The organism is Halomonas sp. 3A7M, assembly GCF_014897875.1.
Classification (GTDB): domain Bacteria; phylum Pseudomonadota; class Gammaproteobacteria; order Pseudomonadales; family Halomonadaceae; genus Vreelandella.
This window is the reverse complement of record NZ_JABUZD010000008.1, coordinates 1-15270: the sequence shown is the minus strand read 5'-3', so window position 1 is coordinate 15270 and position 15270 is coordinate 1. Positions and strand designations below refer to the sequence as shown.

At 47.5% G+C, this 15270-nt stretch carries 11 protein-coding genes; all 11 read left to right on the top strand.

Going from position 1 to position 15270, the window contains the following annotated elements; genetic code table 11:
• Positions 1-66 precede the first annotated feature (66 nt).
• The 11 genes from rfbC (at position 67) to INT19_RS00485 (ending at position 14898) form a co-directional block, all read left to right on the top strand.
• On the top strand, positions 67-615 hold the full coding sequence (gene rfbC / locus INT19_RS00535) for a dTDP-4-dehydrorhamnose 3,5-epimerase (protein WP_193059302.1): 549 nt from the start codon (positions 67-69) through the stop codon (positions 613-615).
• 41 nt (positions 616-656) lie between these two features.
• Positions 657-3074, top strand: a complete 2418-nt coding sequence (locus tag INT19_RS00530; RefSeq protein ID WP_193059301.1) for a hypothetical protein — start codon at positions 657-659, stop codon at positions 3072-3074.
• 69 nt (positions 3075-3143) lie between these two features.
• On the top strand, positions 3144-4163 hold the full coding sequence (locus INT19_RS00525) for a hypothetical protein (RefSeq protein WP_193059300.1): 1020 nt from the start codon (positions 3144-3146) through the stop codon (positions 4161-4163).
• 36 nt (positions 4164-4199) lie between these two features.
• Positions 4200-4493: a hypothetical protein gene (locus tag INT19_RS00520; protein WP_193059299.1), complete on the top strand. Its 294-nt coding sequence runs from the start codon at positions 4200-4202 to the stop codon at positions 4491-4493.
• Between the two features lie 18 nt (positions 4494-4511).
• On the top strand, positions 4512-5630 hold the full coding sequence (wecB, locus tag INT19_RS00515; protein ID WP_193059298.1) for a non-hydrolyzing UDP-N-acetylglucosamine 2-epimerase: 1119 nt from the start codon (positions 4512-4514) through the stop codon (positions 5628-5630).
• Positions 5631-5778: 148 nt separating this feature from the next.
• Positions 5779-7059, top strand: a complete 1281-nt coding sequence (wecC, locus tag INT19_RS00510; RefSeq protein ID WP_193059297.1) for a UDP-N-acetyl-D-mannosamine dehydrogenase — start codon at positions 5779-5781, stop codon at positions 7057-7059.
• Positions 7060-7147: 88 nt separating this feature from the next.
• Positions 7148-10297 (top strand): glycosyltransferase, encoded by a 3150-nt coding sequence (locus INT19_RS00505; RefSeq protein ID WP_193059296.1) that lies wholly within the window; start codon positions 7148-7150, stop codon positions 10295-10297.
• Between the two features lie 147 nt (positions 10298-10444).
• On the top strand, positions 10445-11401 hold the full coding sequence (locus tag INT19_RS00500; protein ID WP_193059295.1) for a hypothetical protein: 957 nt from the start codon (positions 10445-10447) through the stop codon (positions 11399-11401).
• Positions 11402-11513: 112 nt separating this feature from the next.
• Positions 11514-12707 carry a polysaccharide pyruvyl transferase family protein gene (locus tag INT19_RS00495; protein WP_193059294.1) on the top strand — a complete coding sequence of 398 codons (1194 nt, stop codon included), beginning with the start codon at positions 11514-11516 and terminating at the stop codon, positions 12705-12707.
• A gap of 296 nt (positions 12708-13003) precedes the next feature.
• Positions 13004-13807, top strand: coding sequence for a glycosyltransferase (locus tag INT19_RS00490; RefSeq protein ID WP_193059293.1), 804 nt, complete (start codon positions 13004-13006; stop codon positions 13805-13807).
• Positions 13808-14022: 215 nt separating this feature from the next.
• Positions 14023-14898, top strand: a complete 876-nt coding sequence (locus tag INT19_RS00485; protein ID WP_319022169.1) for a class I SAM-dependent methyltransferase — start codon at positions 14023-14025, stop codon at positions 14896-14898.
• Positions 14899-15270: the final 372 nt, after the last annotated feature.

Below are 15270 nucleotides of genomic sequence, written 5' to 3'. Positions count from 1 at the left end.
CTGAAAGCCGCATCATGGCGCGGGTTTTCATGCATTTTCCCTGCTAATTTAGGTGGTCTACCAGCTATGCAATACGAAAAACTCGCCATTCCCGATGTGGTGTTAATTACTCCCCAGGTCTTCGGCGATGAACGTGGTTTCTTCATGGAAACGTTTCGCCAAAGCGAATTCGAAGCCCACTGTGGTCACCACACCTTTGTGCAGGACAACCACAGCAAATCTGCTCACGGAATCCTGCGCGGCCTGCATTATCAGCACCAGCAGCCACAGGGTAAATTAGTGCGTGTCACCCAAGGAGAAGTGTTCGATATAGCAGTGGATATGCGCCAAAGCTCGCCGACCTTCGGCCAATGGGTGGGGGCAACCCTGAATGAACAGAATAAGCAAATGCTATGGGTACCACCTGGCTTTGCCCACGGCTTTTATGTCACCAGTGAAGAAGCTGAGTTTCAGTACAAATGCACCGACTACTACGCCCCAGGGGATGAAGTGTCGCTGCGTTGGGACGACCCCACACTTAATATTCAATGGCCCCTGGTAAACAGCCAACCGCCTGTGCTGTCAGCCAAAGATCAGCACGGCGTAAGTTTGCTAAACGCCCCTCGTTTTAATTAAAATTAATGAACACAAAAGAAGTGAATGGAGCTGCCCACACCATGTCCTTAGTCGTGTACGTAGGAACCGATAAATTCAAGGTCGAATCAAATGCCGACGTGCGCGAGCAGAATGCGACTGAACTAACACTAAGCGATATCGCAACTGGGCACCCCAGCGAAGCTGAAAATCAAACGTTGCTGGTTGATGCCTTTGATGAAAGCGCCGTATCAGCGCTAGAACACTGGCTGAAAATAGATACGACGCGTGAATGCGTTATTGCGTGGCCGCATCCAGCAGCGTGGCTGGCTGCAAACTTGCAAAACGCCAGCCGCCCAAAAGAAGCTCTATGGCAATGGAGCCACCAAGCAGATCTCATTCTCAAGCTATATAAAACAAAACGTCGCCAAGTATCGCTACATGGTTATGTGCCAGGAGCGCCTATTAGCGAAGCGCTTCCAGAAGCAGCTAGCCTTACGCTTGAGTATATTGCGCCGCTATATCGCTTAATGGCGACACAGCTTGTCCAAGAAAATAGCCTGCTTCAGCAAGCTCATAACTACCTGAAAGCCAGTAGTGCAAGTGCCTCCTCTTGGCAAATGCCAGTAGTGCAAGCGGTAGAACAAAGCCTGCACTACTTGAGTAATGAGCATCAACAGCAGCAAGCGCAGGTAAAAGAGCTACAAGCTGTAAAAACCGAGCTATCAAATTTACAAGAACACAGTAGCCAATTAACGCAACAATTAGCAGAGCTTAACCAAGAACACAGTAGTGAAAAGGCCAAAAGCAAAGCGAAGCAGCAGCAGGTAGAAGAAGTTAGCCAGCGCCTGTCGGAAAAAAATGCCCAGCTTCTAGAAACAGAAAAAGCCAACGAAAAACTTGAAAAAGCGCTAAAAGAGAGCCAGCAAGGCAGAGAGGCAGCACAAACCGCCTTGGAAAAAGAGCAGGCAAGCGTAACCAAGCTGAGGCAAGAGCAGGCTAGCCTACAAAAGCATGCCCACAGCATTGAAAAAGAAAATGCCGCGCTGTTAGAGCAGTTAACCAAGGTGCAGCAGGCACTTGAAGAGCGAACGCTTGAACATCAACAAAAGCACGCAAAGCTAGAACAAGAGCAAGCCCGCCTTCAAGATCATGCACACAGCGTTGAAACAGAAAATGCCGCGCTGTTAGAGCAGCTAATGAAAGTGCAAGAAGCGCTTGAAGAAAGTCTACTCAAAAACCAGAGCCAAGAAGAAGAGCTTAATGAAAAAACAGTTAAGCTAAACTGGCTCAGGAAAAAAACTAAAAAACAAGAAGAGCAGCTGGATGAACAACAGCAATCCATCGGCCAACTGCAAAAGGACGTAAAAGAAAAAGAGCAGCAAGCGCAAAAACTTAAAAAAAGCATCACCCAGCTAGAAACAGCCGCAGCAGCCACTGCCGAACAGCACCAAGTGGCGCTTCGCAATGCCGCTGAAACAGCCAAGCAAAAAGAGAAGCAGCTAATCGAAAAAGCGGAGCAAGTGGCTAAACAGCAGGAAGAGTTCAAAAGACAGACTGAAAAGCAGCAAAAAGAGTTACAAAAAAGGCTGGAAACAGCACTTAAAGAGCGCACGCAACTCGGTCAAGAAAAAGACCAACTCAAGCAACAGCTAACTGCCTCCCAAGAAGCACTTGCCCAAGAAGCTAGCGAAAAAGCCGCAAGCCAGCTGGCTAACCAAGAATTAGCGGAACAAATAGCATCAGTTGAAAAGCAAGCCAGCCAGCTGCGTAAGCAGCTAAACGATCTAGCGTCAGAAAAAACGCTGCTAACGGAACAACTGCACAGCACTCAAGAAGCACTTAGCCAACAAATCAAAGAAAAAGAAAATACCTTAAAAGCCAGTGCAAACCTTAAAAAGCAGCTTACGGCAGCAGAAAAAGCAGCTACACAGCAGCAACGTGTGTTAGATCAGGAAAACACAGAAAAATCGCTGATTGTAGGTCAGCTACATGAAACACAAGAGCAACTAGTTAAAACTAGTAAGAACAGTGAGCATTACAAGAAACAAGCGGAAACCCGCCAAAAAACCATTAATGTGCTTAAGCAGCAGCATCAGCTAGAGCGCCACCAATATGAAAGCGTAGTGCAATGGTTGCGGGTAAGCGGGCACCGTAACGCTGCCGCAGCCTACCGCTATAGCCGTCCGTTTAAGCGTGCGTTACCGCAACAAATTGCGGCCATTAATGAAAGCCCCTTCTTTGATGCCCAGTGGTACTGTGAGCAGTACCCTGATGTAAAAACCTCAGGAATTGCCCCAGCCGAACACTTTCTGAAGTTTGGCGCCATTGAGGGTCGAAACCCAAGCGATAAGTTCGACACCTATTTCTACCTAAGTGAATATCCCGATGTTGCAGAATCAGGGCAAAATCCGTTACTTCACTATGTGCGCCATGGCCAGTTTGAAGAACGGTTGCCTGCTAGGCCGCAGCAACAGCTTCCTGCCCCAGCTACACAATAATGCGTACGCCGCATAACGTTAGTGACACCAGCGCGACTTTAGGCTCAAGCAAATAAAAGCGACCGACACATGCTCAGTACCCACGCGAATATTCTGTACATCGGCCCCCTTAGGCCAGAAACGCTAGCGTTATTAGAAAGTATCTCTACAGAAAAGGCTCTGTTTGTCACGCCTACCCAACAAGAAGCGCAGTGGCAAGAAGTGCAAGCGGCTATTCCCAGCGCAGCACAGCAAATAGCCAAGTTAGCGGAAGCGAGCGGCGAGCTACCTTATTACGAGTTTAATTTACCGGAATTTAATGCAAGTCAGCCAGCCTCGGGTCTTTATACGCTTTACCCTGGGCTTGAGCTTATTGAAAGTGACACGCAAGCACTAAAAAGTGTTGCAGGGTTACTAGAAGAGATTGGAAGCCAAGCAGTCGATATGCTGGTAGTGGAGCAGCCAGAGCTTGTATGGCCAACGTTACAAGCCTTAGCCGGTAGCCAGCATGATCAGCAAATGAATCAGCTCTGGCTACGGGTAGGTAGCGTGCCGCTTTATCAAGATACGCCAGAAGTGGCAGAAATCCTCAGCTGGTGCGAACAGCACGGGTTTGAGCTACAGGCTCGCAATGAAGAAGACCCAGACCTACCCCTGTTACAGCTTACCCGCCACGCTTACTACTACCGCTGGAAGGAAGAAGCGAAGCGAAGTGCCAAGTTAGCAAAACAGCTAAAAACAGCCCAGCAAGAATCAGAAAAACAGCAAGCCCAGCAAGAAAAAGAGCAGATAGAGCAAGCTAAAAAGCATGAACAGCAACAGGCTGACTATCAAAAACATTTGAAAGATAGCGAAGAACAGCTGCGTCAACAACAGGTTAAGTATGAACAATTGCAACAACAAAATAAGAAGCTACAGCAGCAGCTAACAGAGCAACAAGCTGAAGTAGAAGCGTTGCAAGCAACGCTTGAAAAGCAGCAGGCGATAGCAGCTTCAGTGACTGCTTTACATCAAGCATTAGATAATAAATTTGAAGAACATCAAGCGTACCTTAAAAAGACCGTTAATGCGCTGGGGCAGCATATCACCCGGTGTACACAAGACAAGTAATGACTACTAACTATTAGCGATCGAGACATAGCCACCATGGATGTGACCACCAGCATTGTCGCTAGCGCCTCAAAGCACTACCGCGAAGGTAATTATCGCGAAGCGCTAACGTTCTACCAAAAAGCGGCCGCGACCTACGGTAGTGCGCTTTTTAAAACTAATATTATGCTTTGCGAACAACGCCTAAAAACCAGCAGCACTAAAGAACCAGCGTTGCCAGGTTCGCCAGCAGAGTCGCGTCAGCTAAGCGAAACACAGTATTTGCTAGAGCATTACTACCAGCGCTGCCAAGAACTCGAATACCAATTGCTCGAAAACGTCGCACAATAGGCAAGGAAAAGGGAAGTTATGAAAGTTTTAACGGTATTTGGTACACGCCCTGAAGCCATTAAAATGGCGCCGCTGGCGTTACAGCTTGCAACAGACAAGCGCTTTGAAGCCAAGGTTTGTGTGACTGCCCAGCACCGTGAGATGTTGGATCAAGTCTTGGATCTTTTCGAGCTAACGCCCGATTACGACCTTAATATTATGAAGCCTGGTCAGGACCTCAACGATGTCACCTGCGGGATACTTCAGGGGCTGAAACCCGTATTGGAAGACTTCAAACCAGACATAGTGCTGGTTCACGGTGATACGGCTACCACTTTTGCCACCACCCTTGCCTGCTATTATCAGCAAATCCCGGTTGGTCACGTAGAGGCAGGCCTGCGCACCGGTAATTTGTACTCCCCTTGGCCTGAAGAGGGTAACCGTAAGTTAACTGGAGCTCTGGCCGCCGTGCATTTTGCTCCTACGTCTACTTCACAGAAAAATTTACTTAATGAAGGCGTAGGCCCAGCCGATATCCACGTGACTGGCAACACGGTAATTGATGCACTGTTAGAGGTAGTTGAAAAACTGGAAGCTAATCCAGCGCTTGCAGAAGAACAAGCAAAACGTTTTCCAATGCTAGATGCCAACAAGAAGTTGATATTAGTTACCGGCCATCGCCGGGAAAGCTTTGGCGGTGGCTTCGAGCGCATCTGCCAAGCTTTAGCAGATACCGCCAAAGCCTTCCCAGAAACACAAATTCTTTACCCCGTGCACCTTAACCCGAATGTACGCGAGCCGGTTAACCGCTTGTTGGCAGATGTTGAAAACGTTCACCTTATTGAGCCACAAGACTATCTGCCTTTTGTTTACCTAATGAACCAAGCGCATATCATTTTGACTGATTCCGGCGGTATTCAAGAAGAAGCACCGTCGTTAGGTAAGCCCGTATTGGTAATGCGTGACACCACGGAACGCCCAGAAGCCGTAGAAGCAGGCACCGTCAAACTAGTAGGCACTGACGCGACAACAATTACCAGTGCGCTGAAGGCTCTGTTGACCGATGAGCAGGCCTACAACGCCATGAGTTACGCCCACAACCCCTACGGCGACGGCAAAGCCTGTCAACGCATCCGCGACGTGCTAGCAAGCTCATAAGCTGACAACTTTTTTGCCACAGACGCTCACGGAAAACACGGACAAGGTCAAAAGCAACCTAAGAACTTAAAAGCTAAAAAGTATTTATGGTTTTGTCCGTGTCGTCCGTGAGGGTCCGTGGCTAATAAATTTTATCAAGGAATGAAACATGCAATTCGACACTATCTCTATGATTGGTTTGGGCTATATCGGCCTGCCTACCGCTGCGGTTTTCGCTTCACGTAAGAAAAAAGTAATTGGTGTGGATGTTAACCAACATGCCGTCGACACCATCAATAACGGCGACATCCATATTGTAGAACCAGAGCTAGACATGGTCGTGCATGCGGCTGTTACTGGAGGCTACCTGCGTGCAACCACCACGCCTGAACCGGCGGATGCCTTTATGGTGGCGGTGCCAACGCCGTTCCACACCGATGAAAACGGCCAAAATCACAAAGCGGATCTCAGCTATATAGAAGCAGCTGCAAAATCCATTGCCCCAGTACTGAAAGCGGGTAACTTGGTGGTGTTGGAATCGACCAGCCCTATCGGCGCAACAGAACAAATGGCCGCGTGGCTAGCCGAAGCGCGGCCCGATCTCACTTTCCCGCAAACCCACGGTGAAGCGTCGGATATTCGCATTGCCCACTGCCCAGAGCGTGTGTTGCCCGGCCATGTGATTCGCGAATTGGTAGAAAACGACCGGGTGATTGGCGGCATGACGCCGAAGTGTGCCGAAGCGGCTTGTGCGCTTTACCAAATTGTAGTGGAAGGGGAATGTGTTGCCACCACCGCCCGCACGGCAGAAATGGCCAAGCTCACTGAAAACAGCTTCCGTGATGTCAATATCGCTTTTGCCAATGAGCTTTCCACCATCTGTCATGAGCTAGATATTAACGTGTGGGAACTGATTGCCCTGGCTAACCGCCACCCGCGTGTCAATATTTTGACCCCTGGCGCTGGCGTAGGCGGCCACTGCATTGCGGTAGACCCCTGGTTTATTGTGGATGCCTGCCCAGAGCAAGCCAAAATTGTGCGTGCCGCCCGTGAAGTTAACGATGCCAAGCCCCTCTGGGTATTAGGCCGGGTAAAAGAGGCATTAGAGGTCTACCATCAGCAACACCCTGATGCCAAACGCAGTGATTTAACCGTGGCCTGTCTTGGTGTTGCCTTTAAGCCTGATATTGATGACCTGCGCGAGAGCCCCGCATTAGGCATTGCAGAGCAAGTTGCAACGCTTGGCTGCCATTTGCAAGTAGTAGAGCCCAATATTCAAACACTGCCCAAAACGCTTCAACAGCCTAACGTAACGCTTGTAACGTTAGAAGAAGCCCTTACTCAAGCAGATGTAGTGTGTGTCTTAGTGAACCATAAACCGTTTATCCAAAGCGTTGAGAAAGTACGCGAAAAAGCCAGCGTTATCGATGCTGTCGGCCTGCTAGGTTAAGCGTTTTGCGCGCGAGGGGTGAGGCAAACCCCTCGCTAGCCCGAAGGGCGTTTATTCCTCACCATTCACTATTCACCAACGGACACCCATGGACGAGCTGCTCTCATACGCTTCTACATTAGCGGAAAAACCAGCATACCCGATTAATGCGCCTATACAGGGAAGAATTGCCTACGTAGTTAGCCACGGCCAAACCTACGCCAGCAATGGGTATGCGATTAGAACGCAAGGAATAGCCCAAGCACTTAACCTGCATGGGTTTGAAACGCTATGTTTTGTGCGCCCTGGCAGGCCATGGGAGTTACATGCCAAGAGTAAGGTGGCGCCAGAATCCACCATTGAAGGCGTACGTTATATTCATACCCGCTGGCAAAACGATAAAGCACCAGTAGGTAATAAAGAGCGCCTAGAAGCGAACGTAAAAAAGTACGTTGAACACTTTAAAGTATACCGCCCAAGCGCGGTGCTAGCGGCTTCTAACCATGCGGTAGGGCTACCCGCCTGGATTGCTGCGAAGCACTTGGGGCTACCCTTTTACAATGAAGTGCGTGGCTTCTGGGAGCTTTCACGGGCAGCCCGCGAAGCGGAGTATAAAAATACCGCTGCCTTTAAGCTAGAAGCTGAACGGGATGCGTTCGTTGCTAAACAGGCGCAAACCGTATTCACGCTTAGCAAGCCCATGAAAGATGAGCTAGTGAAGCGCGGTATTAAAGCGAGCAACATTGCGCTAGTGCCTAATGGCGTCAGTCAACTACCGAATATTAAGCCAGTAAGCCCAGCACTCAAGAAAAAACTGGGAATTACAGATGACGAAAAAGTCATCGGCTATATTGGCAGCTTTAGCGCCTATGAAGGGTTAGAGGTGCTACTCGATGCCTGTACCCAGCTAGTCGCAGCAGGAGAAAAACTAAAACTACTGTTAGTAGGTGATGATCAGCCTATTACTACCGTAGTAAGCGACAGTAATGAACAAGATAGTAATGAACAAGTAGGAAAAGCAGAACAAGCGCCATGGCTAATTCAAGTAGGCCGCGTACCCCATGATCAAGTGGCAGACTATTACGCCCTGCTTGATAGCGTAGTAATACCACGCAAGCCCTTAGCGGTATGCAAACTTGTACCGCCTATGAAGGCCGCCGAGGCCCTGGCCCATGGCAAGCGTCTAGTGGTATCTGACGTGGCACCGTTGGCCGAGTATGCTGATAAATACGAAGGCGTAGTGAGCTTCAAGACTGGGGGTGCCGCAAGCTTGGCCACAGCCCTTCAGAGGTCACTGAAGCTGCCGGCGCCCAAGCCGAGTACCGAGCTGCTGTTCTCCGCGCATACCGAGCCGATGGTCAAGGCGCTGAAGAGGGAGGGGAGTGCTGCGGGTCAGAAGGCGATGGTTGAGGCGCAAGCCAAGACTGCCAAGAAGTCGGCTGTTGAGACGCAAGCTGGGCCGGTAGCGCCGAGGAAGCAGATAGCAGCTACAGAGCCTAAAGCCCCTGCAGCGAATCAGCTACCCGCTGTTGCTACACAGAAAAAGCTTAAGAAAGTACCCGTAGGTTTCAAAGCCATCTCGATAATGGATGAAATCTCGGAAGAGTGCTGGAAGCATGAGTTCAAAAGCTTCCGAATCGACAGGAAAAATTATAAAAATCAAGTCGGTCACTCGACTGCCACGTTTGCCTTCCTGGAAAGCTGCTGGAAGGGCAATGGCGGAGCTTGGGAGTATGCCTTTACGTCGCCTGGTTTGAAGCATGCCAATGCCCAGGCACTGCTGGATCTGATTCCCCGCCTAAAGAAAAGAAAAATGCCTGTGGTCTTCTGGAACAAAGAAGACCCAATGCACTATGACCGCTACCTGCCGATTGCCAAGCAAGCGGATATTATTTTTACAACCGATTCAAACAAGGTGTCGGACTATCAGCGTGACGTGCCAGAGGCAGACGTGTACGCAGTACCCTTTGCGGCCCAGCAAAAAATCTGCAACCCATCTGATCGATTCCGTAAAGAGGCAGAGTCTGTTTGCTTTGCTGGCTCTTATTACAGTGTGGGGCATGACGAGCGTAAGCGGCAGATGCACGCCTTGCTTCCCTCAATAATAGAGTTCAAAGGGGCGATTTACGACAGGTTCTCGAAACTCGGTAATGATCGATACAAGTTCCCTGACCAATTCCAGCCGTTTATTCGTGATGCGGTGCCGTTTAATGAGGTAGTCAAACTCTACAAGCAGTTCAAGGTGTTCTTGAATGTAAACACTATCGTCGATTCGCCGACGATGATGTCTCGGCGCGTCTATGAGCTGCTGGCGTGTGGTACCCCCGTGGTTTCTACGCCCTCCAAGGCAATAGAAGAGCAATTCTCAGGCATCGTCCATATGGCGAATGATGCCCAGGAGGCCAATAAGATTATCGAGAAGCTACTGACGGATGAGCATTACTGGGAGAAGACTTCCCACCTTGGGTATCGTGAGGTGATGACCAAGCACACCTACACGCACCGCCTGCAGTCGATCAAGCAGGCACTTGGCTATGAAGCGGGTGAAAACAAGCCGCTTGTCAGCATTATTACCTGTACACGCCGTCCGAATATGATCGATCGTATTGTCGAGAATATGACGAGGCAGAATCATCCCAATTGCGAATTGATTTTGATGCTGCAAGACTTTAGCGACGCGCAGCGAAATGAGCTCCTAGATAAGCTGAAGTCAAAGCCATCCAACCTGAAGCGCGTTGAGGTAATCGTAAACGATAGTCAAGACATTACCCTTGGCGAGCGTTTCAACCATGCTGCGACACACGCCAAAGGCGAATATATTGCCAAAATGGATGATGATGATTTCTATTTTGAGTATTACCTCTCTGACATGCTGATTCCCTTTACCTTTGGCGACTATGGGATGGTGGGTAAAAAAGAGCTATTCATGTATCTTTCAGGCTCTAATAAGCTGATAAAGCGATTCCCTGGCATGAAGCACCGTGTCGTGGATTTTGTTGCTGGCCCCACCTTTTTGGTCAAGAAGAAAGTGTTTGATCAGGTTAAGTTCGAGTCGCGCAATACGGGTGAAGACAGCACCTTTATTAAGAATATTCAGGCGGCTGGACACAAGATTTATGCGGCTGATCCTTTCAATTTTATTCAGTTTAGAGCAGACCCAAGTAAGCATACTTGGGGGGTTTCGGATGAAGAGATATTGTCTGGAAAGCAAACCCAGGTAGTGGCTGATTGCTTAGAATACAGTGTCTGTGATTTTTAAATACGATAGGTTTTAATTTTTTAGTAGCGATATTTTTCCGTGCAGGTTTATTGTATTACAGTAAAAAATACTTGGTGGTTTTTGTGTCTCGCATAAAGCCATGCGGTCGTTTTTTATAAATTGATATGCTCTTCAGGTATTTAGTCAATGGATAAGATATGTATTTTAGGCGATAGTCATACAGTTTATTTTAGTTACGGGGTGAGAAATGGTCTCTATTACCCTTTCGAAGTTGATGTTTGTACAGTTTCCGCTGCTACTGCAGCTGGATTACGTAACGATGATTCTTTCACTCAGGCAGCCGTGAGATTCAAAGAATTTTTGAGAGATAAAGAAAAGACTTCTCTGATATTGTTTCAGCTGGGTGAGGTTGACTGTGGTATTTTAGTTTGGTTGCGATCCAAAAAATATGGAACCTCTCTAAATGAGGAGATGGATAAATCAATAAGCGCTTATGTTGATTTTGTGCAAGAGTTGCAAGCAGAAGGTTTTTCTAATATAGGAATTACTTCGCCTACTTTGCCTACAATTAACGACAAAGATCATGCAGGTGTAGTTATTTCTGAGCGTCGCAAAAAAGTTTCTGCAAGCCAGCATGAAAGAACTGAAACAACTTTGATTTTTAGTGAGAAGCTAAAGGAGAGATTTGAGAGATTAGGGGTTTTTTATATTGATGCAAGCTCAGGATTTATTGATGAAGTTGGTCGCCTTTGTAATGTTAAGTTTAGAAACAAAAATGCAAAAGACCACCATATGGATAATGAGCTTGCTAGTGTCGTTTGGGCAACTCGAGTGAGAGGTGTTGCTAAAAGTATTTTTAATAAATGTCCGCCTTATAGTTTTAAAGGCGTCGCTTTAAAAGATACATATTTAAAAAAACTGCCAATGCATTCTCGTAATTTAAGCGATGAATCTAAGTTGTTCATCCCAAAAGGTAGTTTAATAAGTTTTAATAATTATGATTCAAATAAATTTTCTTTTTTTGAGTCGGTATGTATTGAAGGTTCCCCAGTTGATGAAGGTTTCAATTTTATCTATCCGCCACACTGGAACCTTAGCAAGCCTGCAAACAATGCTTCTATAGGTCATTCTCTCAATCTATGACATCTTGGCTAGGGTGATTATGCATGGACTTTGTGTTTTGAATGCACGAGATGCTTTTTAAAAGGTCTACGTTTTGTTTCTGGGAATTTTATAAATCTTGAGAAAAGGGTGTATGATGAAGGTTTTGCCATATAGAATGTTTTGTCCCGTTAGAAATTTGGGTGACGCAATAACCCCATTTTTGATAAAAAAGATTTCTGGCGCTGAGCCCTACTTCACAGGTGCTGAGAAGCATCTGCTGGGAGTTGGAAGTATATTTTTCTTGATAAATAAAAATAGTTTTATTTGGGGCTCTGGCCTTCTAAAACCAGATCACAAATTGATCGAAATTCCGACGTCCCATTTCAAAGCAGTTCGGGGTGAACTTACACGAAAGTATTTGTTAGATCATGGGCACGATGTCGGTCATATACCGGTAGGTGATCCTGGCTATCTAATGAAAAAACATTATCAGCAGCGAAAGTTGGAGAAAAAATTCAAAGCATGTGTTATTCCGCATTATGCCTTTTACGATCTAGAAGTTTTTGATAAATTCAGGGGGCGAGAGGATATATGCTATTTTAATATGATGACTAACAATGTTGATAGTTTAGATCAGATGCTTCAGTCTGAGGTGGTTATATCGCAGAGTTTGCATGGTTTGATTTTTGCTGAAGCCTTTGGAATACCCAGTGTTTGGATATCGAGTAGGTTTGATGATGCATGGAAGTTCAAGTTTCTTGATTGGTATTCCACGACCTATGAACCAAGGTCAGAGCCGTTGCCTTTAGACACTTCGCTAGATCAGTTGCTGGCTAATGCTAGGATGAGCCATTCCTCTATAGATGCTGAAGATCTTGAACAAGCTTTTCCAAAAGATGAGTTGGTCATGGAGTTAGATTATGACCTAGTCCCCTATGAAAATTGCGTTGAACATAATGCGGTTACTCTTCCGCTTCGGTTTGATTATCAGCTAAAAGACTATAGGAGTTTGGACGATAGAGATATTTCGAACATCGGAAAGCTTCTGCGTGAAGCGTATCTTGAAAAAGCAATAGGGTACTCTGCACCACCTTACTTTTTAGTAGGAAACGGCGTGGAAAATTTAAGTCTCTCTGAAATCGAGAAAATCTCAAAGCTCATGGATGTGAAGTCGAATTTTTATTTTGCAAGTGTTGTGAGAGGTGTCTCGCCCCCGAAGGATGAGATTGTCCACACTATCAATGGGCTTAAAGTTGGAAAGAATAATTACTTGGGCGATATTTTCTTTGTTAGACCTGGTCGGCACGTGAGCTTAAAGAATAGTTTTTTAACTATCTACCTTTAGGGTTTTTTGAAAAAAACCTCATCAGCCTATTCTCACTTACCATGCCTCTTGTTTCGCTAAGAGCTTCCTGGTCTTTAAGGGTTTTTGTTTATTGTAGGTTTGGGTTGGTTAAATAAAAGCTAGCGACTAGCACTAGAATTTCTACTTGAAAACTTCGCCTGAATATGTGAGATTCCTGAGCAAACCTCGGTGTACACGAAAAGATTCAGTTTTCCCAATTAAATAGAAGTCGGGGCTAAAGTAATCCAGCTCTATTTCTTAGTAATATTTTTAATTTTCCGGAAAGGTTAATGTAAATGAAAAAGCATAACTTTGTAACGATTATATATAGCGTGCTCACTAAAACGTCAGCTTGGAAGATTGGTAAAGAGATATCTTTTGAGGAGTATAGAGAGAAGCTATTTGATCCGGGAAGACTAAAAAAGCGTGAGGAAATATTTGAGAGAATAACTCTTCCTTCCTTGTCGTCTTTCAGCAAAAATTCCACTGTTCTTATTTTTGTTTCAACTGAGCTTCCTGCTGTTTTCAAACAGCGTCTGCTAAAGCTTATAGAGCCATATGACTATATAAAATTAGTTGATGTTGATGTTGATGAGCATGTTTTTATAAAAGTCGGCTCGACTGTGAAAAGTGAGCTTGAAAAAATGGGGGAGGATGTTTTATATAGCACTATCAGACTAGATGATGACGATGCAGTTTCGAAAAAATTCATGAAAAATTTTGAGCCCTATTTAGATCATAGGTTTGTTGGTGTTTGTATTACTTTCTCTTATGGAGTTGGTTTGATATTTGACAACGAGAAAATAGCAAGTGCGCATTTGAAGAAGGCGCCGAAAATAGCTATTGGCCTCGCTTGGATTAATAAGTTTAACTCTAAAGAGGGCTCTTTCGAGAGCAAGTATATCTCCGTATATAATCTTGGAAATCACATAAATGTAGAAGAGAGAGTGCCAACTTTTATAGATCCAAGGGAGATTTCTTGGGCTAGATCTATACATAATACGTCAGACATATATAGCTCACATCTAGTGAATACATATAAATCTCAGCCGGAAATAGAGATATCTTCATTAAGCAAGTATTTTGATATTAAGGTTTAACGATTTTTCGCTTTACTTAGCTTGTGGAGGCGGTGGTGTTTTTCTCGAGCTCCGTGGAGTTAATGCGCGCTTGTTAGATGATGCTGTGTGGCTTGGCCTGTTATTCTTAGTAGCTGTTATAACCTGCGAATGAGAGTAAAGTTCCGAGCCTCCAGTACGTTGCTACCCTGACTCTTGAAGAGCTCCACTCGCCCAAAACCAATAATGAGAATGCCGTGGAAACCCTTTCGAACGAGCTGAAAGCGCTGGAGAACACGCTGCTACAAGCGAGCAAGGATAGTGCGGGCAAGGTCACTAGAGATCTAGTAATCGTCCAGAACCGCCTTTACGCCCAGCTGGAAAGCCTCTCCTGGTTGCAGCGCCGCTTGAAGATCAAGGGCCAGCTGCCCCCGCTGCGGGGCTGGGCGACCTCGCCCGACGTATTGCTGCGCCTGCATGCGCACATCATGGCGACTCGCCCTCGGGTCATCGTCGAGTTCGGCAGCGGCGCTTCTACCTTGGTGATTGCCGATGCCCTGCGCCAGAACGGCGTCGGCAAGCTGATCTCCATCGAGCATAGCGACCACTACGGTGCCCAGACCCTCAGCACGCTCCAGGCGGAGCGCCTGGAAGACTGGGTTGATCTGCGGATCGGTGACCTGGAAGCCTGGGAAGGCGAACACCTGAACCCCGAGGATGCCGAGAAGCCCTCACGCTGGTACCCGGTCTCGTTGTTGGAAAGCATCGATAACGTTGATCTGCTATGGGTGGATGGCCCGCCTGGAGCGACCTGCCTGTTCAGCCGCTACCCGGCGCTGCCAGCGCTGGCCGACAAGCTCTCGTCGAAGGCCGAGGTGTGGATGGATGACACTATCCGCCAGGAAGAGAAGGATATCTGCGAACGCTGGGCCAAGGACCATGGCTTTGAGCTGGAATACTACCCGCTGGAGAAGGGGCTGGGTCGGTTGACCCGGCCTGGTGCGCAGGCAGTTGCCCCGGCACCGATGCCACAGACAGCGGTGGCGGTGAGTGACGGTGATGCTGCCCATCCCGAACGGGCGTTGGGGCTGGATTTCTCCCTGCCGGAAGAGCAGGGCAAGGACAAGGGCTGAGACGGTGGCGGCTTGCGGTGTGGGCCTGGCAGCCCTGTTACGTAGCGCGATAGTATCTCCTTGGTTTTCACGGTGGCCCCTGCGCGTCGGCGCTCGGGCCATCGTCGTTTTATGCCGTCGTGGATCGAGGTGACCCGTAGGTGCGTGAGAGTGATGATTCGTTGAGCGCTTCCCCCTGGTTCGATGCCGACTGGTACCGGACGACGTATCCCGATGTGGCGCTCTCCGGGCTGACGCCGGAGGCGCACTACCTGCGCGTGGGGGAGCGTCTCGGGCGGCGACCTTGTCCGAGCTTCGACCCACGTTGGTACCTGGCCGAGTATCCGGACAGGGAAAATGCATGAAAACCCGCGCCATGATGCGGCTTTCAGC

Bases quoted from the DNA above. Each gene is read 5' to 3' on its own strand.
- INT19_RS00495 (WP_193059294.1), top strand. From the start codon at position 11,514: ATGATGAAGGTTTTGCCATATAGAATGTTTTGTCCCGTTAGAAATTTG.
- rfbC (WP_193059302.1), top strand. From the start codon at position 67: ATGCAATACGAAAAACTCGCCATTCCCGATGTGGTGTTAATTACTCCC.
- wecC (WP_193059297.1), top strand. From the start codon at position 5,779: ATGCAATTCGACACTATCTCTATGATTGGTTTGGGCTATATCGGCCTG.
- INT19_RS00505 (WP_193059296.1), top strand. From the start codon at position 7,148: ATGGACGAGCTGCTCTCATACGCTTCTACATTAGCGGAAAAACCAGCA.
- INT19_RS00525 (WP_193059300.1), top strand. From the start codon at position 3,144: ATGCTCAGTACCCACGCGAATATTCTGTACATCGGCCCCCTTAGGCCA.
- INT19_RS00530 (WP_193059301.1), top strand. From the start codon at position 657: ATGTCCTTAGTCGTGTACGTAGGAACCGATAAATTCAAGGTCGAATCA.
- INT19_RS00500 (WP_193059295.1), top strand. From the start codon at position 10,445: ATGGATAAGATATGTATTTTAGGCGATAGTCATACAGTTTATTTTAGT.
- wecB (WP_193059298.1), top strand. From the start codon at position 4,512: ATGAAAGTTTTAACGGTATTTGGTACACGCCCTGAAGCCATTAAAATG.
- INT19_RS00490 (WP_193059293.1), top strand. From the start codon at position 13,004: ATGAAAAAGCATAACTTTGTAACGATTATATATAGCGTGCTCACTAAA.
- INT19_RS00520 (WP_193059299.1), top strand. From the start codon at position 4,200: ATGGATGTGACCACCAGCATTGTCGCTAGCGCCTCAAAGCACTACCGC.